A 26,237-nucleotide genomic window follows, 5' to 3' on the forward strand; every position below is an offset into this window, starting at 1 on the left:
GAGTGCCCTGTTTTAAGCCATTAGACAAGGTTGTCTAATTTATTTTAATTCAAGTGAATGTGATATATATGGGATATAACCCATTTTGCTAGCATAGTTATACGCATCTTCTTCTACCTCAGAATCATTTGTATATTCCAGTACATATGCATCTTTATTATCATCCAAGACCCTATTTAAGTAATCACTAAAATACTCTCTGTCTTCATCGGTATTAACACCAAAGGAATCGTTGTCCCAATCTATACAGGTGTATACACTCTCCTGATTAACTCCATCGAGAATGGCATCCAAAGAATAATAGCGATTATAATACTCGGTTACATAGGAATCCCCGCCGTTAATAAGAACATATCCGCCTTTATCTTTTAAATCCTCCAGTATGTTTGATACACCAGAAAAGATTTCTTCTGTAGGATACTGATAATAAACGTCACAATTATCTACGAAGAATCCGTCTACTCCCTTATCCATAAGCTCATCAGCTTTAGCAGAAATAAATTCCTGCCATTTTACCTGGGACACATCAACCCACTGTTCATCCTCCCAGTTTTCATATGTTCCTAGAGTTATATCTTCATAATCACTGTAATAATCTCTAAAATTCTCTATAGAACCTATATTAAGATACGTATAAACGATATGACCATCAACTTGTAAGCTTGAAATCTCTTCAGAAGAATAATACTGAGCATCAATAACAATTGTAGCTGGTAAATCTCTGTCCTCTAAATCCTCAGGATTAGCCCCTATGTATACACCATATTCATTGGAGGGCTCAATGCTGCCACAGCCAAGAAAACAAAATAATGTTGATAAACAAATAGAAATAATACAAATCTTACTGAACTTCATCTATGTAATATACCTCTACGCCAAAAATATCTTTTGCAATATATAATCTAAGTTCATCCTCATAACCTTCGGTGGCCAGATAATAAATGTCATCAGTAACACTTAATTCTTCATCCTCGAATGACTCAGAATCCACTGTCAAATAGTGAGTGTCAGGGCCTCTGTTATTGTGATGAATTTCGGCATCGACAATAGTTAGCTCTTCCGCTGATTCAACCTCAGCTGTAACTACAGATATTGAATCAGATAAGAGCCAACCACTATATACTCCAAGAATTGCTACACAAATATAAAAGTATTTTTTATATTCTCTTTCTTTTGGAAGAACGCCAAACAGTAAAGTGACAATAACAGCAAAGCCAATAATTTCAATCGTAAATACGATATAATTTACATGATTAATATTTAAGAATACTTTTAACAAGCCAAACAAAGAAGACACTGCAGCGCACCAGATAGGTACTTCTCCTGATGCATACATGCTTTTATCGTAATTAGTTTTGTCCTTATGCTCGAAAACCATGTAATTTCTAAAGATGATAAAGTATATCCAAGCACCAATAATACAAAAGATATAAATCATACAGAATAATTTAGTGTCGATAATCAATGAAATGCATGGCACAGCAAACAAAACAAATCCTAAAACATAATTAATAGTTTGCAAAATATTTACTTTATTTCTTCTAGAATCCTTTTCTTCTTTTGTAATGGATTTGTCAGTGGACCAATTATCCTCCACGAAATAATCTCCAACTGATTTATTAGCATCCTCTTGTATGCGAGCATCTACTTCCTCTGCACTGGAAATCTCCTCGGCAAATCTTTTGGCATTTACCATATTAAGCTCTAATCCTACAAGCTTTTTACCTTCGTAATCATATAAAACAATACATTCATCCTGTGGAGAAAACTTCACTGGACGAATCTCATATCTAGCTATATCAGATCTACGAAAGCTTTTTGATGACCCAATAAATGGTCTATATAAATATTCCTGTCCTTCTCTGACGATATATAAGCTACGTCTATAGTATTCTAATATTATGAGTCCGCCTAAAAGCCCTACTATTATAGCAGTTCCAAAACATACTGACTGTCCATTTTCAGGACTTATAAATAGGCCCAGAATAGCTAATCCAATTGCAGCTATCTCAACAAAAATACCCAAGCCTATGACGATGCCTGATTCATGTACTTTATAATCATATTCTGTCATTGAATTATATCCTCCCGCGTATTAGGTGTAATCTCTTACTATATCTGCAGCCTTATCTACAGCATCAACGTAATACTTTTTGAAATTATCAGGATCCACATAAATATCAATAGAATCTCCAGTCTTATACGAATCCCATGGATTGAAATCTAAAGTATCACTCTTAAACTTATAAATATAACCGTCTGTAGGATTTTTATACTTGCAATAAATTCTAAAAGGATGTCTACCATTAATTGTTATACTGTAATCCTGCTCCATAGATTCGATTTCACCATAAATATGCTGGCCACTTTCAAGCAATCCTGCCTTCTTTTTCTTGTTAAGAATACTAACAATAAGAATAATGTAACCAATTAAGGCAAATAGTCCTCCTAAGCCAACAAACATCAAAGTGAAGAATAAATCACCGTCGCTGGTATGAACATCTGTAGGGTTATCAGGGTCAATAAGCAAATCTATTTCTTGCCCCTCATACATACTGCTTGAATAGAAATCCAAGTGGACATCCTCGTAATATTCTCCGTCATACTCGAATGCAACAAAAACATCATAATCAGTTTCATCTCCACGATCATCAACGATGATATTGTCAATTACACCATTCACTTCAACTGCGGATTCTTTAAACTGAGACGATTTTACATTTGTCATAATTCCAACGATAATTAAAATCGTTCCCACTAGCGCAAATATACCGCCAAAGATGGCCATAAAATACTTTGTCATAAACTTATTCATAAATATATTCCTCCCGTAAAACAAAATATATTTTCGTATAATACTTAAAAGAATTCAAGTATTGTTATATAAAAATTTTATTCTATTGCAATTCCTACATGTGCCTAATAAAATACCCATATGAAGAAATTATATTTAGCTCCACTTGAGGGCGTAACAGACAGCATTTATAGAAATACTTTTTGCAAATATTATGGCGGCGTAGATAAGGTTTACACCCCATTCATATCTCCTAATTCTACTTTTAAATTTACAACAAGAGAATTCAAAGATATAGATCCTGATAAAAATGATGTCAATATCACCGTTCCTCAATTATTAACCAATAACGAAGATCATTTTTTATGGGCAGCTGCTGAAATAGCAGCTTTAGGCTTTAAAGAAATCAATTTTAACCTTGGTTGTCCAAGCGGTACTGTCGTTGCCAAGAAAAAAGGTTCAGGACTTTTGTATTACCCTGAGGAATTGGATATGATGCTGGATAGCGTTTTCAATAAACTCGAAACAGAATGTGCAATCAAAAATGCTAAGGTACCAAATATTTCAATTAAAACTCGCCTTGGCAAAGTAGAACCAGAAGAATTCTATGAAATACTTGGTATTTATAATAAGTATCCTATTTCAGAATTGACTATCCATCCAAGAATTCAATCAGATTATTATAGAGAGCCAATTAAAATGGAATTCTTTGATTATGCAATGGCAAATTCCAAACACCCTATTGTATACAATGGAGATTTAACCTCCGTAAATGATATAAAGCTAATAGAGGAAAAATATCCTAACGTAAATGCGATAATGCTTGGCCGCGGTTTGATTTCAAACCCAGAATTAGCGTCAAACTATAATAATCACGATGATAGACATGTAATTGATTTAGAAAAGTTTAAAAAGTTTCATGATGAATTACTAAATCAATATATCGAAATCCTTTCAGGCGAAAAGCCTGTATTACACCGCATGAAAGAGTTCTGGTCTTTCTGGCAATCAAATTACACTGATTGTGAAAAGGCAATCAAAAAAATCAGAAAAGCAAACAAAATCCAGGAATACAAAGATTACGTTGCTCTTCTGTTAAATAATTACTGATTAACTGCTATAGCTTCTGGAGCTACAATTGCTTCTTTAGCTATAGCTTTTGTTATAATTCCACCTCTTTCGCAGATAGGACAAACCTCATAATATGTTGACGACAATGGAAGAACCGGAACAAAGAATAATGTAAAATACAGCCTATTTCTTACAATCTTGTAATGGGAAACATTGTTGCAATGTGGACATTTGTACAACTGACGATTGTCTACTCCCATCTCTTTATTCATTCTTCTTGTACCAAATAAAATTAACATAACTTTTCTCCTTTGAATTGTTTATCTAGGTAGTATATTAATACTTACTATAAGTAAAGTCAATACTAAAGTTGCAATTTACTACTAAAAAAGAGGCTACCTTTCGGTAGCCCCTTAGTTTACTTTTATCTGTTATTTACTCCTCATCAACATCCTTAATCTTGTTAGCACGACGCTCAACTTCTTTTGCTTGAACATCTGATGGAACCTGCTCGTAACGAGCTAATTCATAAGAGAATGTTCCATATCCACCAGTCATAGAACGAAGTGTTGTGTCGTATCCATAAAGCTCTGCCATAGGAACCTCAGCAAGTACTTCTGTCTTGCCAGCTGTTTCTGTAGGATTCATTCCAAGTACACGGCCACGGCGTTTGTTCAAGTCGCCCATAACGTCACCTGTGTAAGCATCAGGAACTATAACCTTAAGAGTTTCAATTGGCTCCAACAGGATAGGATTAGCCTTCATAATACCATCCTTGAAAGCACCTTTTGCGGCAACTTTGAATGCCATTTCAGAAGAATCAACTGGATGATAGCTTCCATCGTAAAGATTAGCATGAATTCCAACTACTGGATATGCTGCAAGTGGACCAGCAAGCACTGCTTCCTGCAAGCCTTTTTCTACAGCAGGAAAATAATTCTTAGGAACAGCGCCACCTACAACTGATTCTGTAAAGTTATAATGTTCTTCCATATTTCCTGAAGGTTCGAAAGTCATCTTTACGTGTCCATACTGACCATGTCCACCAGTTTGCTTCTTATACTTGTATTCAACATCAGCTTTACCTCTGATTGTCTCTTTAAATGCAATCTTTGGCTGGCTCAGTTCAATATCAACTTTATACTTTTCATTGAGCTTTTGAACAAGCATGTCGATATGTCTGTCGCCAATACCATAGATAAGTGACTGACTATTTTCGCCATCGTTAACTACTTTTAAAGTTAAATCTTCGGCGCAAAGCTTTGCAAGGGCCTGAGCGATCTTATCTTCATCACCCTTATTTTTTGCCTTATATCTCTTGTATGTATAAGGTGTAGATAAAGGTGTTCTGATGTAAAGGATTGGATTAGCCTTTGTAGAAAGAGAATCAGTTGTAGCAACCTTTGAAAGCTTAGATAAAGCACCGATATCACCAGCATGTAGCTCAGGTACTTCCTCTGCCTTACTACCTGTTAAAATGTAAAGTTTGCCGATTTTCTCTTCTGTTTCCTTATGCTTGTTGTAAAGCAAATCATCAGTTTTAAGAACGCCGGAATTAACTTTAATCAATGAATACTTTCCAACAAATGGATCTACGATAGTCTTGAATACGTATGCACTCTTTGGCTTAGCAAAATCATAATTTGCTTCGTAAACCTCATTCGTATTTGCGTTAATTCCAGAAACCTTGCGATCCTCTGGACTAGGAAGATATTTTACAACGTCTGTAAGCATTGTGTACTGTCCGCGATTTGTAAGATTTGAGCCCATCATAACAGGAACAATGTCGCCTGTGCCTACATTTGCACGAAGAGCCTGACGAATTTCATCCTCTGAAAATTCTTCGCCGCCAAAATATCTGTCCATGAATTCCTCTGATGTCTCGGCAACAGATTCCATCAAAGCCTCACGATATTTCTCTAAGTATTCCTTGCTATAATCAGGTACATCGCAATGTTCTACAGTGCCATCTGCCTTCCAGCGCTTTCCGATTTGCTGTATAACATTTACATAGCCAACGAACTCTCCATTTTCGCGAATTGGTAAATGGAAAGGAGCAATCTTTTTGCCATACAAGCCTTGAAGTTCTTCAACGATTTCTCTATAGCTGGCATCATCTATATCCATGTCAGTTACAAATACCATTCTAGGAAGATTAAACTTATCGCACATCTCCCAGGCCTTTTTTGTACCAACTTCAATTCCACTTTTTCCAGATATAACAATAATAGCTGCGTCAGCTGCACTAACAGCTTCCTCAACTTCTCCAACGAAATCAATGAATCCTGGTGTATCTAGGAAATTAATCTTGGTATCGCCCCATACGATAGGTGCTAAAGATGTGTAGATAGAAAACTTGTTTTTTTGTTCCAATTTGTCATAGTCACTAATGGTATTACCAGCCTCGATAGTGCCCGGCTTGCTGATTTGACCAGCTAGAAAAGCCATTGATTCGATGAGACTGGTTTTGCCCGCCCCGCTGTGACCAAGTAACACAACATTTCTAATCTTGTCCGTAGTAAAAACCTTCATGTGCCGTACCTCCCAATAGTTATTTGACGCCTTAACCCCGCCGCGCCATGTTGTTTATAAAACTTATAATTATTATATTTAATATTCAGACTATTTACAATGAGTAAATGTGATATTATAAAAGAAAATAATCGCTTTAAAGTGTGAAAGTGAATTAGAGGTGAGGGTAATTATGAAAAGTAAAACAATAGGATTTGTTGGGCTAGGTTTAATTGGAGGTAGTATCGCAAAAGCGATATTGAAAACATATCCAAACACTAGAATTCTTGCAACAGCTTCAAGAGAATCAACTATTGAAACAGCATTTGAAGAACGACTTATAGATAATAACGGATTGCTTAAGATTCACCAGTTTGGTCAGTGTGATATTATTTTTCTTTGCTCTCCTGTTAAAGTTAATTGTGACTATTTAAGAAAACTTAAAGACGTAGTTAAGCCAGATTGTATCATCACAGATGTAGGCTCAGTAAAAGGGGATATTACTGCAGTTGCCAGAGAGCTTGAGATGACCAATCAATTTATTGGTGGACATCCAATGACAGGTTCTGAATTAACAGGTCTCGAGCACTCTTCTGCTTCACTTTTAGAAAACGCTTATTATATCCTTACAGCTGATTCAGAAATGAATGCAGATACATACTCTCAATTTGCAGATTATATAAAAAGCCTTGGAGCTATTCCAATCCAGCTTACTCCTGAGGAGCATGACGAGGCTACCGCTACTGTATCCCATCTACCTCATGTAGTTGCAGCAGCTCTTGTAAATCTTGTAAACGATACTGACGATGACCGTAAAATATGCAAAACCATTGCAGCAGGCGGTTTTAAAGATATTACAAGAATCGCATCCGGTTCACCTACAATGTGGCAGCACATTTTTCTAAGTAACAAGGATGCAGTGCTTAAACTGATAGGCGATTTCAAAGATGAGTTGAGCCAATTCGAAAATGCGATATCTTCATCTGATCCTGATGAGATAATAAATCTTTGGACAAAAGCAAAGGATTATCGTGATTCTATAACAATTCCAGATAGTGCACACTCACGCTTCTTCGAACTGTACTGTGATATTGACGATAAACCTGGTACACTTGTAGGAGTACTTCAATTGCTTGCCAATGCAGAAATAAGTGTTAAAAATATAGATATCATTCATAACCGTGAGTTTGAGCCTGGTGTACTTCGAATCGAATTCTACACCCAGGATGCTTTAGATAAGGCCCGCACAGTTCTTACTCACAACAATTACTATACTAGACAGAGGACAAATTAATGGCTATTACAAAAGTAAAAAGCTTAAAAGGTGAAATAACAGTTCCAGGTGACAAGTCTATTAGCCACCGCGGTGTAATGTTTGGAGCTATTTCCGAAGGAATTACTGAGCTTACAGGATTCTTGGATGGTGCAGACTGCCGTAGCACAATAAGTTGCTTTAAGGCTATGGGCATTGATATCACTCAAGAACATGATTATGTAATTATTCATGGAAAGGGTCTAAAAGGACTATCCTCACCTTCAAAAATGCTTGATGTAGGAAACAGTGGAACTACCACCAGATTGATTTCAGGAATTCTTGCAGGCCAGAGATTTATTAGTTCTTTAAATGGTGATGAATCTATACAGAAGCGGCCTATGGGACGTATCATAACCCCGCTCACAAGTATGGGTGCTCATATCAAATCAATTAAAGATAATGGTTGTGCTCCTCTAGAAATAGGAGGCGCTCCTCTACATGCAATTCACTATGACTCACCTGTTGCCAGCGCCCAGGTTAAATCCTGCGTGCTTTTGGCTGGATTGTATGCAGATGGTGTTACATCAGTAACTGAGCCAGTTATCTCTCGAAATCACACAGAATTGATGTTAAAGGGATTCGGTGCCGATATCAAATCAGAAGGATTGACAGCATCAATAGTTGGAGGACCAAGATTAATTGGCCAAAAGATTACTGTTCCTGGGGATATCTCCTCTGCAGCTTATTTCATTGTTGCAGGTTTAATTTGCCCTAATGCAGATTTACTTATCAAAAACGTAAATACGAATCCAACCCGAGCAGGCATTATTCAGGTTGCAAAGAATATGGGTGGAAACATTGAATTATTAAATGAGCGCATAGTTTCAGGAGAACCAGTTGCTGATATTCATGTAAGTTCAAGCGATTTACATGGTTGCGAAGTATCAGGTGAAATAATACCTACTCTTATTGATGAACTTCCTGTTATTGCTGTTATGGCAGCATGTGCAAAAGGCACCACTGTTATAAAGGATGCAGCTGAGCTTAAAGTAAAAGAAAGTGACCGTATTGCTACAGTCACCGAAAATCTTAAAAATATGGGTTGTGACATCACACCAACAGAGGATGGAATGATAATTGTTGGAGGGAATCCTTTCCATGGAGCATTGATTAGCACATACAAAGATCATCGTATTGCAATGTCTTTCGCTATCGCAGGCCTTGTTGCCGATGGTGAGACCTCATTTGATGATGAAGGATGCTGTGTAATCTCATATCCAGATTTCTTTGAAACATTAAAAGCACTATCGTAAATGCGATAGTGCTTATTTTTAATCATCAACCAAGAGCAACATCAAGAACCATCATCAGAACAAAACCTATAGAAAAAGCAATAGTTCCTAAATTAGAGTGTTTCCCTTCAGACATTTCAGGAATCAATTCCTCCACTACAACGTACATCATTGCACCAGCAGCAAATGAAAGGAAATATGGCATTAACGGAACAACTAATCCTGCCGCTATAATTGTAATAAGTGCAGCAATAGGTTCCACTATACCTGACAAAACACCCCATATAAATGTTTTATGCTTAGGCATACCTTCAGATAAAAGAGGCATCGATACAATTGCTCCTTCAGGAAAGTTCTGTATTGCTATACCTATAGCAAGCGCCAAAGCTCCAGTTGCTGTAATTCCTACTTGGCCTGATTTAACACCTGCAAAAACAACACCAACAGCCATGCCTTCTGGAATATTATGAAGAGTTACTGCCAATATTAATTTTGTGGTCCTTTGCAATCTACTACGCGGACCTTCATCCTGCTTATCCATATGCATATGAGGTGTAACGCAATCCAGGAAAAGCAAAAACCCTGTACCAATAAGAAAACCTATAGCGGCAGGTAAAAAAGATAGCTTGCCTAGATACTCACTACTCTCAAGCGCTGGGGAAAGTAAACTCCAAAATGAAGCAGCAACCATTACTCCAGCTGCAAAGCCTGTAAGAATCTTTTGCAATCTATCAGAAATCTCATCTTTTAGTATAAATACCATTCCAGCACCAAGGCTTGTTCCAACGAATGGTATTAAAATTCCAAGTATTAAATTTATATTCATAGTAGCACCAAAAGCCCCTCCCTAATCAAACTATAAATAGATTAACATAAGGGAGGGGAATCTTATCAAAAAATAATGTTGTTGAGAAATTTTATTGGAAGAATGCCATTTCTTCCTCAAGAGTATGTGCAACCTTATTTAAGCTGGCTGCTTTAGTGGTAAGAGCCTCCATTGTATCTGCTAATTCTGTCATAGAAGCTCTCGTTTCTTCTGAGCTTGCTGCATTCTCTTCTGAAATCGAAGAAAGTGAAGAAATAGTATCTGAAATCAGATTACTTGCTTCTTCTGTTTTATGTACGCTAGCTACGATATCTTTAGTCAATGTAATAGATTTATTGATATCTTCAATCAAGTTGTCAACCTGCTCAATTGTTCTATGAATAGTATGGCGCTGTGTGGTCATAGTCTCCTGAACCTGTCCAGCCTCTTCCATTGTCTTATTAGAATCAGATGAAAGTCCCTTCATAGCCTCTTGGATATTTTGAGCTGCCTCAGCAGATTGATCAGCTAATTGTCTTATTTCATCAGCAACGACGGCAAAGCCTTTACCAGCCTCACCAGCTCGAGCAGCCTCGATACTTGCATTTAATGAAAGCAAGTTTGTCTGGGCTGCGATTGCATCAATGATAGATACGGCTTCGCTAATTGTTGTTACCGCTGTGTTTGTGTTACCGATGAGTTCTACAATACCATCAATTGCAGTAATACTTTCCCTGGTAGTCATTCTAAGCTCTGTAAGCTTATCCTGGCTGGCCTTTGAATTCTCCTGCATTGAATCAGCAAGACTTTGCATCTCCACTGCATTGGCTGTAATCATTTCTACTGCATCATTAATACTATTTACAGATTCCACTGCGTCCTGCAATGATTGAGCCTGGTTTTCAGCCCCTGTTGCGACCTGACCAACAGCTATACTAACGCTTTCTGTAGTATCTGTAATAGTCTTTACTGTATTAGATAAATAGCTAGCAGATTCATCCACTTCATCAGAAGATATTCTTGCGTTTCCGATAACAGATCTGATTCTGGCAGCCATATCAAATAAAGCCGATGACATTTCCCCTAACTCATCGCTTCTATTCTTAACTTTATCACTAAGAACAATCTCTAAATCACCAGTTGCCATCTGACGAACAGCCTTAACATTTTCATCAATAGCTTCTATGATTTTTATAGTATATATAATTGCAAGTACAGTGAATAAAATAACAATTGCAAGTGCTAAGGTAACAGTCCATGCAACTCGCTTGCTAATATAATGGGTAATTTCTATCTTTTTCAAACCAACGAATGCCATACCATATACATTACCTGACTCATCAACTAATGGCTGATATGCAACATAGTATGGTTCGTTATCAATCATTACATTCTGAGCTTGATAGCTTTGGTTGCCTTTTAAAACTGTAGCAATAACAGCGTCCCCTGCCTTTGTACCAACAACTCCTGGAATACTTGAACGTACTCTAGTGTCTCCAAGGAAGAACGTGTAATCATAACCTGTTTCAGCAGACATCTCTTCTTCTAACGTAGAAGATTCATCTACTTCAACGCCATCATAAGTGTAGTCAAGGACCTGCGCATATGAAGTACAAGTAGCCATTACACCAGTTTCGACCTCGTATTCCATACCACGTCTTAAGTTGGCACACCCAACAATAGTAGCAGCCGTACCAACACAAGCTAGTGATACTACAACCAAGCCAATTAGCATAATCCTCAACGACGCCCTTTTGCTTTTCTTATCCATATTCGACCTCCGTGTTTTCTCCCTTCTGGTCGATTGAACAGTATTACTTTCCACAGCGAGTAAACCGACTAATTGGATTATATCTAAAATGTGAGTATATTCTGTGTATATTCTGTTAATTCTGACAAATGCGCGACATTTAAAAAATAAAAAAAGCACATCCAATTACGGATGTGCTAAATTTCGTGAATTATTTCTTGTTCATGCAGCAGTGCTTATATTTCTTTCCTGAACCACATGGACATGGATCATTACGTCCAACCTTTTTCTCTGAACGGATGATTGTGTGCATGTTCTTAGCTTCCTTTGTAAGAGCCTTTCTCTTGTCCTCATCAAAGATCTGCTCCCACTGTGGAAGGCCATAAAGCCAATCAGCCTTTGCATCAATCATGTTCTTGAAAAGCTTTTCCTTATCGAACTTAAGAGAAACTACTGTATCCTCTTCCATTGTCTCGATAGGGTTTGGTGTAACGAGGGATTCATTGATGCCATCTAAGAAACCAACCATAGGCATAACATCAATTTTATATTTCTCAGCAAGCTCCTTAACAGTACCCTTTACTTCTGTATCAGGATCGTCAAGTAACTGCTCGTAAATGCCTTTCTCTAAAAGAAAATAATTCTGCCAAAATCTCTGTAAATCAGCCTGAGACTGATTCTGATTGTAGGCAACCTTCTGCCAATTTTCTAGTAAACTCATATTATATTCCTCTCCAATTTGTAATCTAATCCGTGGCTAGCCACGCCTTAAATTATACCATACGCAATAATAAAAGGCTAGATACTATGCTGTATCTAGCCTTTGGTATTAATCATAAATTACACGAACACATTTGACAGGTGTACGGTATGTATAGTTGGAAATCTTGATTCCATCACGCTTGTTAGAAGCATGAACAATCTGTCCACCACCAATGTAAATGGCTACGTGGTTAATGTAGCTTCCCTTACCATAGAAAATCAAATCACCTGGCTTTAATTCAGATGTAGAAATTGTAGTTCCTTCATTAGCCTGAGCTCTAGAAGAATGTGAAAGATAAACACCATACTGAGCCATAATCTGCATTGTAAATCCAGAACAATCAACACCATTTGTAAGGGATGTACCACCCCAAACATATCTATTACCTACAAACTGAAGTGCATAGTCACAAATAGCTGTACGAACATCAGAAACACCCGCGCCGTATCTAGCTTCTGTAAGTGTCATGGCAGTCTTAAGAGATAAATCTACATCAACATATTCTGCTGATACATAGCCCTCATCTCCGTCTACGTCTACCTTAATCCAATCATCATCCTGAGTATTATCAAGGATGGCTACTTCTTCACCATCAGCAAGCTGATAGATTATCTCACAATCAGTGTTAGGCTCAACACGAACACGAAGACCGCCAGTATTTGATGTAGCAACGTATTCTGCAAGCTCTGCAGCCTTTTCCCAAGCTTCATCACCAGTAAGTAGGAATTCAGATGAAACATATCCTTCTACCTCTCCTGACTTGATATAACTCCAATCGCCCTCTGTGCTGACGATTTCACAGGCAGCATTTGCTGGAAACTTACCAACGAGCTTTCCTTCTGTATCAGCAGTTTCACGAATGTTTAAGTTTCCTTCTGATACATTACAAATACCAATATTATTGTAACCATAAATGTCACCCAATGATTTCGCTGTAGCAACAGCATCTGAATCTGTAACAGAAAGCGACTCTAGTGAAGCCAAATCAACCGCACCGGCTGTCATAACGCCAGCAATAGCTGTGCTAGAAGCATCAGTGTCAGAAGCAACATCTATATTATTTTTTGTATCAATACAATAATCAAAAATAAGTGCCGTGGCACAAACTAATGAGAAAGCCGAAATAATGCGCTTTTTCATAGTACCTCCAAAGTAAAAAACTTTTAACGCAACACGCAAATTATAGCAACCATTGAGATAAATGTCAATATTTTGTAACATTTTTGCAATAATTATCTATTGAAATATGCTTTTGCAGTTGCTTTATCCTTATTCATTTGTTCTTTTAGCTCTTCTACTGAGCCAAATTTCTGCTCTGGTCGGATAAATGTATGGAACGCAACTCTCACATATTTACCATATAAATCTCCGTTATAATCAAGAATATGTGTTTCAATTCCTACTATTTTTTCATCTTGAACAGATGGTTTTGTTCCAACATTGGTAACCCCGTGATATATTCTTCCATCGAAATCAATGGAGGTTGCATAAACACCAAATTTAGGCACCAGCTTTATCTTTTCAGGCATGATATTGATTGTAGGAATGCCGATTTTAGTGCCTAAATGAGCACCATGAACAACCTCTCCCCAGACGAAATAGTCATACCCCAGCATATCATTAACTATATCAATATGTCCTTCCTTAAGCTCCTCTCGGATATATGTACTACTGATATCTCGATTATTCTTTTGAATTTTGTCATAGACTTTTAGTTCAAAGTCAAAATCCTTAGAAAGCTTTTTAAGAAGTTCTACATTACCAGCACCTTTGTAACCAAAAGTGAAATCTGCGCCAACAACCATATATTTCATATTGAGATTGTCGACTAATAGCTTTATAAAGCATTCTGGCGCAGTTTCCATAAGCTTTGAATCAAATGGGCATTCAACCAAATAATCCAGGCCGTTATTTTCTAGCATGAATACTCTCTCTTTATTAGTAATAAGAGAAGGTGTTTTGTCATCTGAAACAATAGCTCTTGGAGTATTTGTAAATGTCACAAGACATGAGCTTAATCCATCCTTTGATTTGCTGATAATATCAGAAGTTAAAAGATGATGACCCTTATGAATGCCATCAAACTTACCTACGGTAATTGCCGTAGGAGTTGTAATTTTAGCGTCAAATAATGAATGTAAATATTCCATAGTTTATTCTGTTCCTTCAAGAAAGAACTTCTCCAGTGTAAAAATAGAATCCTTGTAGTTATATACTCCCAAAAACCTATTATCAGGCAAGTAAATCCTATATTTATTATCCTCTTCAAATGAGCTTACAGCTTCCGCAAATACATGAGTATCCGGAATTGGTGCCCCATTTATCGCATGCTTAATAGCATCCTCAGTCGGAACAACAAATACTGTACCCATTCCCTCAAAGGCATGATCTATAGGCATCATAATGCCGTCTACATTGCCAGCCTTTACAATTCGCTCGATTTCATCCAAAGTGTGAGCATCACTAATATCAAACATGCTCACCTTTGTACGAACAAGTGATTTCATGGCACAGCCACAGCCCAATACCTCTCCTACATCATGACAGATAGATCTGATATAGGTGCCCTTACCACAATGAACTCGTATTGTAACTAATGGCAATTCCATAGATATAACATCTATGCTGAAAACCTTTACTGGACGAGGCTTTCGTTCTACTTCCTTGCCAGCTCTAGCAAGCTCATAAAGCTTTTTGCCATTAACCTTTAATGCAGAATACATAGGTGGAACCTGCATGATATCACCAACAAAGGAATCCAAGGCATTTTTAACCTGTTCCTCTGTCACATCTACAGATTTGCGATTTAGAATACGACCACTCATGTCGTAAGTATCAGTCTCAATACCAAGCTGCATGACACACTCGTAAACCTTATCTTTATCTGTAAGCATATCGCAAAGCTTAGTAGCTTTGCCAACACAAACCGGAAGCACACCAGTCGCATCTGGATCAAGAGTGCCTGTATGCCCGATTTTTTTTATTTTTAATATACCACGAAGCCTGGCAACCACATCAAATGAAGTATACCCGGCTTCTTTATAGACATTGATTATGCCACTATTCATTTAATATAATCCTAACTCTTTAAGCTGTTTTTCAACCATAGAAACGATATTATCGATAACATCCCATGGTTTGTCGGTATCTACTGAAAAACCAGCAGCCTTCTTGTGACCACCGCCTCCGTAAACACCTGTTATAACTGTTAAATCTACATCTCCAGTTGCTCTAGTGCTGCCCTTGAAATCTCCATCGGCAAGCTCATATAAAAATACAGCAACTTCAACGCCTGTTGTATCACGAAGCTGTTGAACAATGCCCTCTAAATGCTTGCTCTCAGCACCAAATTCTGCCATATCCTCAGCTGTAATAACAGCTGCAATTACCTTGCCATCAAGATATGTTTTGCATCCCAGTAAAGCTTTCCCAAGCATACGATTTTGTACCATAGTCTTAGCAAAATAAGTATCTGTGCAAATCTTAGGATAATCTATGCCCTTAGTCATAAGGAAACCTGCAGCGGCCATAGTAGCCTCTGTAGTACAAGAATATTGAAAAACACCTGTATCATGGATAATTCCTAAATAAAGGCATTCTGCAATGTCCTTTGTGATTTTCTCCTTGCCAATTTGGTTGTAGACTAATTCGCATGTAGAACTGTCATCTGGAATAATGTAGCTAAATTCCGAAAATCCATTATTGCTGAAATGATGATCGATACATACTGTATGCTTCGCCTTCTCAAAGAAATTAAAAGCATCTCCAAGTCTTGAGCCCTCTGAACAATCAAGAGCTATATATAAATCGAAAACAGTGTCCTCTGAAACAGTATGTATATCCTGAATCTTATCAGCGTTCTTTAAAAATTTGAAAGTGTTTGGGATGGGATCAAGATAAACATGAGCTTCCACATATGGATAATAAGTAACAATATAGTTGTACATAGCAAGGCATGAACCTACGCAATCTCCGTCAGGTCTGATGTGTCCGCTAATACCTACTGTCTTCGCATTTGTCAAAAGCTCATGTAAATTATCTATCATATTCCCGTCTCCAATTTAATGTATTTTAGTTTTCTTCGCCGTTCTGCTCTCTTTCATGAAGAGGAGCATTGACTTCATCAATAAGCTTGCTCATCTTTGCAGCATATGCAATAGACTGATCACTAACAAATGTAATCTCAGGTGTGTTTCTAAGATTTACTCTGTGAGCAAGCTCTCTGCGGATGAATCCAGCAGAGCTTTTAAGACCCTCGAGAGTCTTTCTAGCTGCTTCATCATCCCCAAGAACTGAAATATAAGCCTTGCATGTCTTAAGGTCAGGAGCAACCTCAACAGATACAACAGATGTAACTGGTGAAATGCGAGGATCCTTTACCTCAAGACGAATAATATTGCTAAGCTCACGCATAACTTCTTCATTTATACGTGTATTTTTAACTGAATTTTTTCTCATTATCTAGGTACCTCTACCATGATGTAAGCCTCGATAATATCCATCTCCTGAACATCGTTGAAGTCTTCAATTACGAGACCACACTCAAAGTTTGACTTAACTTCCTTAACGTCATCCTTAAATCTCTTAAGAGAACCAAGCTTACCTTCGTGAATAAGCTCACCCTCACGAGTTACGCGGACCATACAGTCTCTCTGGAAGTAACCATCTGTAACATATGAACCAGCAATGTTACCAACGCCAGAAGCCTTAAAGATCTGACGAACTTCAGCATGACCGATAACTTTCTCCTCGTAAATAGGATCAAGCATACCCTTCATAGCAGACTCTACATCGTTGATAGCATCGTAAATAACCTTGTAAAGGCGAAGATCTACGCCTTCTCTATCAGCAGTAGCCTTTGCCTGAGGATCGATACGTACATTAAATCCAATGATGATTGCATTTGAAGCAGATGCAAGAACTACATCGGACTCGTTGATTGTACCAACACCACCGTGGATTGTCTTAACAACAACCTCTTCGTTTGAAAGCTTCTCAAGTGACTGCTTAACAGCCTCAACAGAACCCTGAACGTCGGCCTTAACAATGATATCAAGTTCCTTAAGATTTCCTGACTCAATCTCGCTAAAGAGTGCGTCAAGAGACATCTTAGACTTAGTCTGCTCAACAAGCTTGTTCTTGTGCTCTGCAACGAATGTATCTGCAAATGCATGTGCTTCCTTTTCAGAATCAAATGCCATTAATACCTCGCCTGCATTTGGAACCTCAGAAAGACCAAGAATCTCTACAGGAACAGATGGACCTGCGCTCTTTACGCGAGCACCTGTATCATCAAGCATTGCACGAACCTTACCATGACAGCTACCGCAGGCAACAGGATCACCAACGTGAAGTGTACCCTTCTGAACAAGTACAGTTGCAACTGCACCACGTCCCTTATCAAGCTGAGCTTCGATAACAAGACCACGAGCCTTACGATTTGGGTTTGCCTTAAGCTCAAGTACTTCTGCTGTAAGAAGAATCATTTCAAGAAGGTTGTCGATACCTTCCTTTGTGTGAGCTGAAACTGGACAGAATACTGTGCTTCCACCCCAATCCTCTGGGATAAGCTGATACTCTGAAAGCTCCTGCTTAACTCTATCAATATTTGCATTAGGCTTATCAATCTTGTTGATTGCAACAATGATTTCGATTCCAGCAGCCTTTGCATGGTTAATAGCTTCTACTGTCTGTGGCATAACACCATCATCAGCAGCAACTACAAGGATAGCGATATCTGTTGAGTTAGCACCACGCATACGCATAGCAGTAAATGCCTCGTGACCTGGTGTATCAAGGAATGTGATATCCTGTCCATTAATAGATACTGTATAAGCACCGATGTGCTGTGTGATACCACCAGCCTCACGGTCTGTAACCTTTGTATCACGAATTGCATCAAGAAGTGATGTTTTACCGTGATCTACGTGACCCATTACACAAACAACAGGTGGACGTGATGGGAAGCTTGATGTATCTTCTTCCTCTTCCTTAAGAAGCTCTGCGATAACATCTACCTTTTCCTCTTCTTCACAGATACAGTTGAATTCGAGAGCAATTTCCTCTGCCTTTTCGAAATCAACTTCCTGGTTAACTGTAACCATTGTACCCTTCATGAAAAGAGTCTTAACAACTGCAGATGCCTGAACCTTCATCTTGTCAGCAAGATCCTTGATAGTAATTCTTTCAGGAATTGTGATTGTAAGAACTTCGTCCATGTTACGCTCTGGAGCCTTAGGAGCATTGTTCTTTTTCTTCTTTCCACCATTCTTTTCAAGATTGATGAAACGCTCCTGCTTCTTGCCGCCTAAGTTGTTGTCTCTATCGTTGTTCTTCTTTTTCTTATCATCGCGACGACCGCCCTTTGAGTTTGAAGAAGGTGCCATATCAGGAGCAGATGCCTGCTGTGATGGACGACTGTTTCTTCCTGCTGATGGTCTGTCGTTGTTGCGATCATTGTTACGATCGTTATTTCTATCGTTTCTGTTTCCAGGTCTGTTGTTGTCGCGTCTATCATTGCGATTGTCATTACGATTATCGTTTCTGTCTCTTCTATCGTTACGCTCTGGACGCTCTGAACGCTCTGGGCGCTCATTTCTATCCTGCTTCTTTGCTGGACGTGTGTTTTCCTGTCCCTCAGCTGGCTTCTTCTTTGATACAAACTCTGTATCATTAGACTGTGCAGATGCACGCTGAGATGGACGAACTCCATCAGCAAATGAACGTGGTCTGATTGGTCCTCTAGGCTGCTGAGCCTGCTTCTCGCGATTGTTATCACGATTATCATTTCTCTCGCCTCTAGAAGAATTGTCAGAGCTACGACGTCTTCTGTCATCGCTACCGCGAGTAACAACGAAAACGTTCTTTTTCTTCTTTACAGGATTTCCGTCTTTGTCTACAGGACGTGGCTTCTTAGCCTTTGGAGCTTCGGACTTTGAGAAATTCTTACGAATTTTATCAGCCATATCGTCCTCCACACCACTCATTGCTTTTGCTTCTATTCCATTAGAGCCAAGAAAAGCAATAATATCTTTGCTTTCTTTTCCGAGCTCTTTGGCTAATTCATGTACTTTAATTTTTGCCATCTAATATCCTCCTCATCAAGCTTTATCTATCTTATCAAGGATGCTTAAGGATAGATTTTCATCGCACACTACGATTGATGCCCGATATTCTTTTCCAATTGCATGACCTAAAGATTCTTTAGTTCCGTATTCTATGTATTTAACATCATAGAACTCGCACGAATTTGAAAATGATTTTTTAGTGTTATCTGAAGCATCACCAGCAACTATACAAAGAAAACCACTGCCTTCTTTTATGGCTTGCTCGCAAGCGAATTCACCACTAACAAGAGCGCCAGCTTTCATTGCTATGCTAATCATATTAAGTGCTTTATCTGTCATTTTCTAACTCCGTATATAAAATATTAAATACCTCTTCATTGACTGCCTGTCTAAGAGATCTGTTTAAAGATTTTTTCTTTAACGCATTATCTAGGCAGGATTTCTTTTTGCAGATATATGCTCCGCGGCCCTGCGCCTTATAGCTTGTATCAAGCTGGACGCCTTCAGGGGTTTTAACCAATCGAAACAACTGATTCTTTGGAAGCATCTGTCCGCATGAAACACATTTTCTAAGAGGTAGTTCTTTGACTTCCATTACTCTTCCTCAGACTCTGCAGCGTCAGACTCTACTTCAGCGTCCTCAGCGTACTCGTCCTCGTCATAGTACTCATCCTCATCATAGTACTCGTCGTCATCATCGTAATCTTCTTCGTAATCAAGGAAATCACCAGCTTCCTTAGCCTGTGTTTCGCTCTTGATATCAATCTTGAAGCCTGTAAGACGAGCAGCAAGACGTGCGTTCTGTCCTTCCTTACCAATAGCAAGTGAAAGCTGATAATCAGGAACAACTACGCGAGCACTCTTTTCATCAGCGTCAGCAACAACTGCAACAACCTTTGCTGGTGAAAGTGCATTTTCAATAAGGTATGCAGGGTTCTCATCCCACTCTACGATATCGATTTTCTCGCCACGAAGCTCATTAACGATTGCGTTTACACGTGCACCGTTCTGACCTACGCATGCTCCAACTGGATCTACATCCTCGTCGTTTGACCAAACAGCAATCTTTGTACGGCTACCAGCCTCACGAGAGATTGACTTGATTTCTACGATACCATCGCGAACCTCTGAAACTTCCTCTTCGAAAAGCTTCTTAACAAGCTCAGGATGTGTACGAGATACAAGAATACGTGGTCCCTTGTTTGATGTCTTAACTTCTACGATATAAACCTTGATACGGTCCTGTGGCTTGTAGAACTCGCCCTTAACCTGCTCAGACTCTGCAAGGAATCCCTCAAGCTTACCAAGGTTAACATGGATATTGCTTCCTGAGAAACGAGTAACAACACCTGTAACAACCTTGTGCTGAAGCTCATAGTACTCCTCATAAAGAACCTTGCGTTCTTCCTCACGGATTTTCTGTGTGATTGTGTTCTTAGCTGCTGTAGCTGCGATACGGCCAAAGTCCTTTGACTTAACCTCGATGTGAAGAACATCACCAATCTGATGCTTACCATTGATGTTCTGAGCATCAGCAAGTGAAATCTCCTCAACAGGATCCATAACCTCATCAACTACTGTCTTTGCAAGAAATACATGATAAGCGCCAGTCTCTCTGTCGATTTCAACTGTAGCATTATCTGCCTTTCCATAATTGTTCTTACATGCAATAAGAAGTGAATTCTCGATTGTCTCGATTAACACATCCATGCTGATATTTTTCTCTTTTGCGAGATCTGTAAGAGCATCCCAAAAATCATTTGTATTAGCTGCCATTATTTCCTCCTATTTCTACTAGAAATCTATTGATAATTTGATTTGTGCAACGTCTGATCTATTAAACACCTCTGTACCATCTTCAAATTCGATTGTAAAAGTATCCTTATCGAAGGCCTTAAGTGTTCCAGTAAATTCCTTAGCACCATTAACTGGCTTGTATGTCTTAATATCAACATCAAGTCCAATGGCTTTTTCAAAATGCTTATCTTTCTTTAAAACTCTGCCAAGACCTGGTGAACTAACTTCGAAGATATATCCTTCGTCTCCACCAATCTGTGGCTCTGCGTCAAGTAAATCGTTCATGCGACGACTTACATCTACGCAATCATCAATTGTGATACCACCTTCCTTGTCGATGTAGGCTCTAAGATAATAATCTGCGCCCTCTTTAACGTATTCAACGTCATAGAGCTCAAAGCCCATCTCATCAAGAATAGGAGTTATCAATTCTTCCGTACGTTTTTCGTAATCGGTGTGTTTTGACATAAATGTCCTCCTTATTCAGTTGTGCATGTTAAAAGTGAACAAACATAGTAAAAGAGAGAGCAAAAACGCTCTCTCTTTCAGTCGCTCTCTTCAATAACACTGTATATTATAGCAGAATTATTTGATTTTTCAAGCTTTTTAGGCAAATAGCTGTAAATTAGTGATGGAATAGACGAAGTCCAGTAAATGACATAACCATTCCGTACTTGTTACATGTCTCGATAACATTGTCATCACGAACAGAGCCGCCTGGTTGAGCTACATACTTAACACCTGACTTATGGGCACGCTCAATATTATCGCCAAATGGGAAGAATGCATCACTTCCAAGTGCTACATCAGACATCTTATCAAGCCATGCACGCTTTTCTGCTCTTGTAAACTCGCTTGGTCTTGTCTTGAAAGTCTTTTGCCATACATCATCTCCGATTACATCCTCGAATTCATCTCCAATGTAAAGGTCGATTGCATTGTCTCTATCAGCTCTCTTGATTCCATCAACAAAATCAAGGTTAAGAACCTTTGGAGACTGACGAAGCCACCAATTATCAGCCTTCTGTCCTGCAAGACGGGTACAGTGAATACGTGACTGCTGGCCAGCACCAATGCCAATTGCCTGGCCATCCTTTACGTAGCAAACAGAATTAGACTGTGTGTACTTAAGAGTAATCATTGCAATGGCAAGATCAATCTTAGCCTGCTCTGTAAGTTCCTTATTGTCTGTAACAATATTTGCAAAGAAGTTGTCGTCGATAACAAGCTCATTTCTTCCCTGCTCAAATGTAATACCAAATACTTCCTTACGCTCAAGCTGCTTTGGAACGTAGTTTGGATCAATTTTGATTACTGCATAGTTACCGTTTTTCTTAGCTTTAAGAATTTCAAGTGCTTCTGGCTCGAAACCAGGTGCAATGACACCATCAGAAACCTCTCGCTTAATAAGCTTTGCTGTAGCAACATCGCATACATCAGAAAGTGAAATGAAATCACCAAATGAAGACATTCTGTCTGCACCTCTTGCTCTAGCATATGCATTTGCAAGTGGAGTAAATTCCATATCTAAATCATCACACCAGTAAATCTTGCGCTCTACGTCTGAAAGAGGAAGACCCACAGCAGCGCCTGCTGGTGAAACATGCTTGAATGATGTAGCAGCTGCAAGACCAGTAGCCTTTTTAAGCTCAGAAACTAACTGCCAACCATTAAAAGCATCTAAAAAATTAATATAACCAGGCTTACCAGAAAGGACCTCAATTGGAAGATCCCCATCTTCCATATAGATTCGCGAAGGCTTCTGATTAGGGTTACAACCATACTTTAATTCCAATTCTTTCATTACAAAATCCTCCAAAATACAAAATTATTTATTCTTGTTTATGATACGAGTTTCTACGGCACCACTAGCGATATCGATGTAGCGTACAAAAAGTGAAACCTTGTTATCTTGATTAAGGTTCTCCCAAATAAGTGCTGTAAACTCATCGATGCTTCCCTTTATTTCAATTGGAGTTGGCTCTCCCTCATATGAAGGAAGTGGATTGCCATCATTCATATATGTGTGAATAAATCGGCCTGAACCAGCCTTAGGATTTGAATAATCAAAAGTGTATCTGTTACATGAATCGCTATCGCCCATGTTTGATTTAAGAATTGACATTAAATAATTGAATTCACCATTTTCGATGTGAATAAGACCTGAAATACGAGGAGTGAAATTAGGGCCATCTGGCTCGAACTCACGAAGGCGAAGTGCTTGTTCAAATGTCTTGCCCTTCTTCATTTCGTCGTAAATAGTGTCTGTCTGGTCTCCGTTTGTAACAATGGTATCATTTCCAAGTACTCGAACTGGTGCATAGATAATAAGTGAAGGGTCTGTAAGCTTTGAAGGATCGAAAGCCTGTGTGCGGATGCCCTCACCGTCCTCTACGAATACTCTGTTTCTGGAATTCTCAGAACGCCCCATAATAAAATAAGCAGAGACAGCCTTGGTTCCGTCTTCTGAACGGCCAATGACAATGCCTCTGCCTGGATACGTGGTTTCTGATAATTCTCTTGCTAAAGATTTTACTACCATGGGTTCCTCCTTTAATACATTTTCCGCAAAAATTATAACCGAACAACATCTCAAAGTCCACCATATTTTGTTTGTTATTTCCATTTATATTCACAACTTTTTCAAACAAATGGATTAAGCTTTATATACACGATTATGAGGAGCATATAATGAAGAACATAACAAGTTATGAAGATTTTTCAAAAAAGAATTATAGAAAGATAAACGGTTATATAAACACATGTATATGGATTGGAATATCTATAGGTCCACTTATGGCCATCCCTATTGCACTGGGCATAATTCATAGCATAGATTATTTCGACTGTCTATTTTTATCTGGAATCATTCTACTGCTTGCTGTAATACACCGTTTTGCTATGTACAAATTTCCAGATTCTAAAAATACAGCAATCTTTGCATTAGTTTCACTAGATATTTTTTTATATTTCTTGAATTATTCTCATTTCGCAATAAAGCTTACCTGGTTTTTGGTACCTTTATTAAGCATATTATATGTAAACAAAACTATTTATTTGTTTACGTCATTATTTAACTATATGATGATGACACTTGCCGCATATGAAACTGCTCCTTACTATGCAGCTAGAAAAGTTGGAAACATAAGTCCAAAAGATGAATTCAGAGGCATCATGACTGGATACACCGTAGAAGCAATACTTCTGTTTATTGTTGGATACGTAATACTCGAAGTATCTATAAACTATATGAAGCAGCTGATGGAGAAGTTTTTAGAAATAAGAAATCATGAAAAAGACATGAATGAGCAAATGAAAACTCTCCGCTCAATGGCTGAAATTTATAACAATGTTAATCTGATAAACTTTATTAATTCAACTGAAATGTCTTTGCGTGATGAAAATAAAGTAGAACATAAAATAGAAATGCCACATCAAAATCACACAAGAATGACTCAATCTATTAAAAAATTTGTTGTGCCTGAACAATTAGATGACTTTTGGAAGTTCACTGATATCACCACAGTACGAGCCAGACTAACACATAAAAAGATTTTATCTAACGATTTCATCAATGCTACATATGGTTGGTTTAGAGCTCAGTATATTGCCGTTGATGAAACTCCAGATGGAATACCTAATATCGTTATTTTCACTACGCGAAATATCGATGAAGAAAAACGCCGTGAGGAGCATCTGATAAACATTTCCTTAACTGATGAGCTTACAAGGCTGTTCAACAGACGTTGCTATGACGATGACGTAGAAGTATATAAAAAAGAAGGCATGCCTGAAGACTTTGTTATCTTCTCAGTGGATGTTAATGGCCTAAAGAAAGCAAATGATACAATCGGACATGCAGCTGGCGACGAATTAATAAAGGGCGCCGCAGATTGCTTGCAATCAACTATCGGCTCCTTTGGTAAGACCTACAGAACCGGCGGCGATGAATTTTTAGCAATACTACACACTGACAATCCTGAACAGATAGTAAACAATATAAAAGCGAAAGCGGCCCAGTGGCGAGGCTTATTGGTAGATAAGCTATCACTTTCAGTAGGATATGCGGCTTATGCAGATTCACAAGATGCATCTATAGAGGATCTGGAGCATAAAGCAGACAAGCATATGTACGAAGACAAAAATAGATATTACAAAGAAAATGGCATTGACCGCCGAAAATAAAGACATAAAAAAGCTGGCCCTTAAGGACCAGCTTTTATTTTATGTTATGTAGTTGTATTAAATTTGCTAATCATATCATCTGCAGATAACGAATAATCTCCGCTATTGGTATATGATTTACGACCTGTAATACTTGCAAGTTCATTGCTTGCATATGAATTAGTCATTGAAGACTTTGTAGCAACCTGGTATGCATAGCTTCCAGTTCCACTAAACAAATCCTTTACATAAGTCATATTTGCTTTATTCTTCAGAAAATCTTCATCAACATTAAGATGATTCTTATTATCTATGGTAATTCCAGCCTTTCCAAGAGTCTGGGCTGTCTTAGCTGAAGTTGTTACCATCGCTGCAACCTGAGAAAGAATTCCAGTACTCTCTGACTTCTGGCCACTATCTACAAGCTCATTATATGCATCTGCAAAGCCTTTAATGGCATTGTAAATCTGATCTTTATCGTAATCCTTTGTTACATTGCCTTCTTCATCAGTAGATTCAACTTCGTTCCAGATTGAATTCTTGCCTTTAGCTAAAAGCTTATCTGTAGCTTTGCTTAAATCTGATGAATCATTTCTAATCTCACTCAAATTAGAGTCTGCAATCTTTGACTTTTTAGATGTGTCAGACTTTAGGTTTCCATCATTATCATACTTTGAATAATATGACTTAACCAGCTTTCCATATGAACCTGATTTAATCTGAGATAAGCTTGTTAGAGAGCCTTCTAATCCTCCAAACATTGAATTAATGCCCGAAGAATTGTTACCTCCAAACAATGAATATATAGAATTGTTTCCGAATGAATTAATAGTTAAAGACATAAACATCACTCCTTTGAAAATAAAACATGAACATCCTTGTTCTACTGTTTTGTCTCTTGCTTACATTTATACTTACTAACATAATAACAGGGACATGTGAAACTTTTGTTAAAACATATCCCATCT

25 protein-coding genes are annotated in these 26,237 nt (G+C 38.2%); 4 read left to right on the plus strand and 21 right to left on the minus strand.

Annotated features, from left to right (window positions below):
* Positions 1 to 39 precede the first annotated feature (39 nt).
* The 3 genes from CRN97_RS00880 to CRN97_RS00890 are packed head-to-tail and all read right to left on the minus strand — an operon-like array spanning position 40 to position 2,815.
* Positions 40 to 855: an endo alpha-1,4 polygalactosaminidase gene (locus CRN97_RS00880; RefSeq protein ID WP_097075503.1), complete on the minus strand. Its 816-nt coding sequence runs from the start codon at positions 853 to 855 to the stop codon at positions 40 to 42.
* Complete coding sequence (locus tag CRN97_RS00885) at positions 842 to 2,074, minus strand: hypothetical protein (protein ID WP_097075504.1); 1,233 nt, start codon at positions 2,072 to 2,074, stop codon at positions 842 to 844. Before CRN97_RS00885 ends, CRN97_RS00880 begins: the two co-directional genes overlap by 14 nt.
* A gap of 21 nt (positions 2,075 to 2,095) precedes the next feature.
* Entirely contained in the window at positions 2,096 to 2,815 is a 720-nt protein-coding gene (locus tag CRN97_RS00890) for a DUF3592 domain-containing protein (protein ID WP_097075505.1), read from the minus strand.
* 120 nt (positions 2,816 to 2,935) lie between these two features.
* Between CRN97_RS00890 and CRN97_RS00895 the strand changes: the two genes are divergently transcribed.
* A complete protein-coding gene (locus CRN97_RS00895; RefSeq protein WP_097075506.1) occupies positions 2,936 to 3,904 on the plus strand; it encodes a tRNA dihydrouridine synthase in 969 nt (322 codons plus the stop codon).
* On the opposite strand, the gene CRN97_RS00900 is transcribed toward CRN97_RS00895, so the two are convergent.
* Together CRN97_RS00900 and CRN97_RS00905 are read right to left on the minus strand one after the other, a co-directional pair.
* Positions 3,898 to 4,164: a zinc-ribbon domain-containing protein gene (locus CRN97_RS00900; protein WP_049960262.1), complete on the minus strand. Its 267-nt coding sequence runs from the start codon at positions 4,162 to 4,164 to the stop codon at positions 3,898 to 3,900. The genes CRN97_RS00895 and CRN97_RS00900 overlap by 7 nt on opposite strands.
* Positions 4,165 to 4,300: 136 nt before the next feature.
* The gene (locus tag CRN97_RS00905; protein ID WP_044934600.1) at positions 4,301 to 6,397 is read right to left on the minus strand and encodes an elongation factor G; all 2,097 of its coding nucleotides are present in this window, start codon (positions 6,395 to 6,397) and stop codon (positions 4,301 to 4,303) included.
* 172 nt (positions 6,398 to 6,569) lie between these two features.
* Here CRN97_RS00905 and CRN97_RS00910 point away from each other — a divergent pair, with 172 nt between their 5' ends.
* Both CRN97_RS00910 and aroA read left to right on the plus strand, forming a co-directional pair.
* Positions 6,570 to 7,670, plus strand: a complete 1,101-nt coding sequence (locus CRN97_RS00910) for a prephenate dehydrogenase (RefSeq protein WP_044934603.1) — start codon at positions 6,570 to 6,572, stop codon at positions 7,668 to 7,670.
* Complete coding sequence (gene aroA / locus CRN97_RS00915; protein WP_097075507.1) at positions 7,670 to 8,944, plus strand: 3-phosphoshikimate 1-carboxyvinyltransferase; 1,275 nt, start codon at positions 7,670 to 7,672, stop codon at positions 8,942 to 8,944. Before CRN97_RS00910 ends, aroA begins: the two co-directional genes overlap by 1 nt.
* A 25-nt stretch (positions 8,945 to 8,969) precedes the next feature.
* Here the strand turns inward: aroA and CRN97_RS00920 are convergent, their stop codons facing one another.
* The 15 genes from CRN97_RS00920 to CRN97_RS00990 all read right to left on the minus strand — a co-directional run bounded on the left by CRN97_RS00920 (position 8,970) and on the right by CRN97_RS00990 (position 23,647).
* A complete protein-coding gene (locus tag CRN97_RS00920; RefSeq protein WP_097075508.1) occupies positions 8,970 to 9,749 on the minus strand; it encodes a ZIP family metal transporter in 780 nt (259 codons plus the stop codon).
* A gap of 91 nt (positions 9,750 to 9,840) precedes the next feature.
* Positions 9,841 to 11,499 (minus strand): methyl-accepting chemotaxis protein, encoded by a 1,659-nt coding sequence (locus CRN97_RS00925; protein WP_097075509.1) that lies wholly within the window; start codon positions 11,497 to 11,499, stop codon positions 9,841 to 9,843.
* A gap of 190 nt (positions 11,500 to 11,689) precedes the next feature.
* Positions 11,690 to 12,199, minus strand: coding sequence for an SEC-C metal-binding domain-containing protein (locus CRN97_RS00930; protein WP_033154184.1), 510 nt, complete (start codon positions 12,197 to 12,199; stop codon positions 11,690 to 11,692).
* A gap of 108 nt (positions 12,200 to 12,307) precedes the next feature.
* Entirely contained in the window at positions 12,308 to 13,381 is a 1,074-nt protein-coding gene (locus tag CRN97_RS00935) for a C40 family peptidase (RefSeq protein ID WP_097075510.1), read from the minus strand.
* A 92-nt stretch (positions 13,382 to 13,473) separates the two neighbouring features.
* Positions 13,474 to 14,391, minus strand: a complete 918-nt coding sequence (locus CRN97_RS00940; protein WP_097075511.1) for a bifunctional riboflavin kinase/FAD synthetase — start codon at positions 14,389 to 14,391, stop codon at positions 13,474 to 13,476.
* Between the two features lie 3 nt (positions 14,392 to 14,394).
* Positions 14,395 to 15,309, minus strand: coding sequence for a tRNA pseudouridine(55) synthase TruB (gene truB, locus CRN97_RS00945; protein WP_097075512.1), 915 nt, complete (start codon positions 15,307 to 15,309; stop codon positions 14,395 to 14,397).
* Positions 15,310 to 16,287: a DHH family phosphoesterase gene (locus CRN97_RS00950; protein WP_097075513.1), complete on the minus strand. Its 978-nt coding sequence runs from the start codon at positions 16,285 to 16,287 to the stop codon at positions 15,310 to 15,312.
* Positions 16,288 to 16,312: 25 nt separating this feature from the next.
* Positions 16,313 to 16,699 carry a 30S ribosome-binding factor RbfA gene (gene rbfA / locus CRN97_RS00955; RefSeq protein WP_033154189.1) on the minus strand — a complete coding sequence of 129 codons (387 nt, stop codon included), beginning with the start codon at positions 16,697 to 16,699 and terminating at the stop codon, positions 16,313 to 16,315.
* Positions 16,699 to 19,326 (minus strand): translation initiation factor IF-2, encoded by a 2,628-nt coding sequence (gene infB / locus CRN97_RS00960; RefSeq protein WP_097075514.1) that lies wholly within the window; start codon positions 19,324 to 19,326, stop codon positions 16,699 to 16,701. Before infB ends, rbfA begins: the two co-directional genes overlap by 1 nt.
* 15 nt (positions 19,327 to 19,341) lie before the next feature.
* Complete coding sequence (locus CRN97_RS00965; protein ID WP_102048062.1) at positions 19,342 to 19,647, minus strand: L7Ae/L30e/S12e/Gadd45 family ribosomal protein; 306 nt, start codon at positions 19,645 to 19,647, stop codon at positions 19,342 to 19,344.
* Positions 19,637 to 19,903 carry an RNase P modulator RnpM gene (rnpM, locus tag CRN97_RS00970; protein WP_097075515.1) on the minus strand — a complete coding sequence of 89 codons (267 nt, stop codon included), beginning with the start codon at positions 19,901 to 19,903 and terminating at the stop codon, positions 19,637 to 19,639. The genes CRN97_RS00965 and rnpM overlap by 11 nt, the downstream gene beginning before the upstream one ends.
* Positions 19,903 to 21,084, minus strand: a complete 1,182-nt coding sequence (gene nusA / locus CRN97_RS00975) for a transcription termination factor NusA (protein ID WP_074788971.1) — start codon at positions 21,082 to 21,084, stop codon at positions 19,903 to 19,905. Before nusA ends, rnpM begins: the two co-directional genes overlap by 1 nt.
* Positions 21,085 to 21,102: 18 nt before the next feature.
* Complete coding sequence (locus CRN97_RS00980; RefSeq protein WP_074788972.1) at positions 21,103 to 21,573, minus strand: ribosome maturation factor RimP; 471 nt, start codon at positions 21,571 to 21,573, stop codon at positions 21,103 to 21,105.
* Positions 21,574 to 21,730: 157 nt separating this feature from the next.
* Positions 21,731 to 22,909 (minus strand): phosphoribosylaminoimidazolecarboxamide formyltransferase, encoded by a 1,179-nt coding sequence (locus CRN97_RS00985; RefSeq protein WP_074788973.1) that lies wholly within the window; start codon positions 22,907 to 22,909, stop codon positions 21,731 to 21,733.
* A gap of 24 nt (positions 22,910 to 22,933) precedes the next feature.
* Positions 22,934 to 23,647 (minus strand): IMP cyclohydrolase, encoded by a 714-nt coding sequence (locus tag CRN97_RS00990; protein WP_097075516.1) that lies wholly within the window; start codon positions 23,645 to 23,647, stop codon positions 22,934 to 22,936.
* Positions 23,648 to 23,796: 149 nt separating this feature from the next.
* On the opposite strand from CRN97_RS00990, the gene CRN97_RS00995 reads away from it, so the two are divergent.
* The gene (locus CRN97_RS00995; protein WP_097075517.1) at positions 23,797 to 25,290 is read left to right on the plus strand and encodes a diguanylate cyclase domain-containing protein; all 1,494 of its coding nucleotides are present in this window, start codon (positions 23,797 to 23,799) and stop codon (positions 25,288 to 25,290) included.
* Between the two features lie 44 nt (positions 25,291 to 25,334).
* Here the strand turns inward: CRN97_RS00995 and CRN97_RS01000 are convergent, their stop codons facing one another.
* Positions 25,335 to 26,111 (minus strand): hypothetical protein, encoded by a 777-nt coding sequence (locus CRN97_RS01000; protein ID WP_097075518.1) that lies wholly within the window; start codon positions 26,109 to 26,111, stop codon positions 25,335 to 25,337.
* Positions 26,112 to 26,237: the final 126 nt, after the last annotated feature.

The organism is Pseudobutyrivibrio ruminis DSM 9787 (assembly GCF_900218035.1).
GTDB lineage: Bacteria > Bacillota > Clostridia > Lachnospirales > Lachnospiraceae > Pseudobutyrivibrio > Pseudobutyrivibrio ruminis.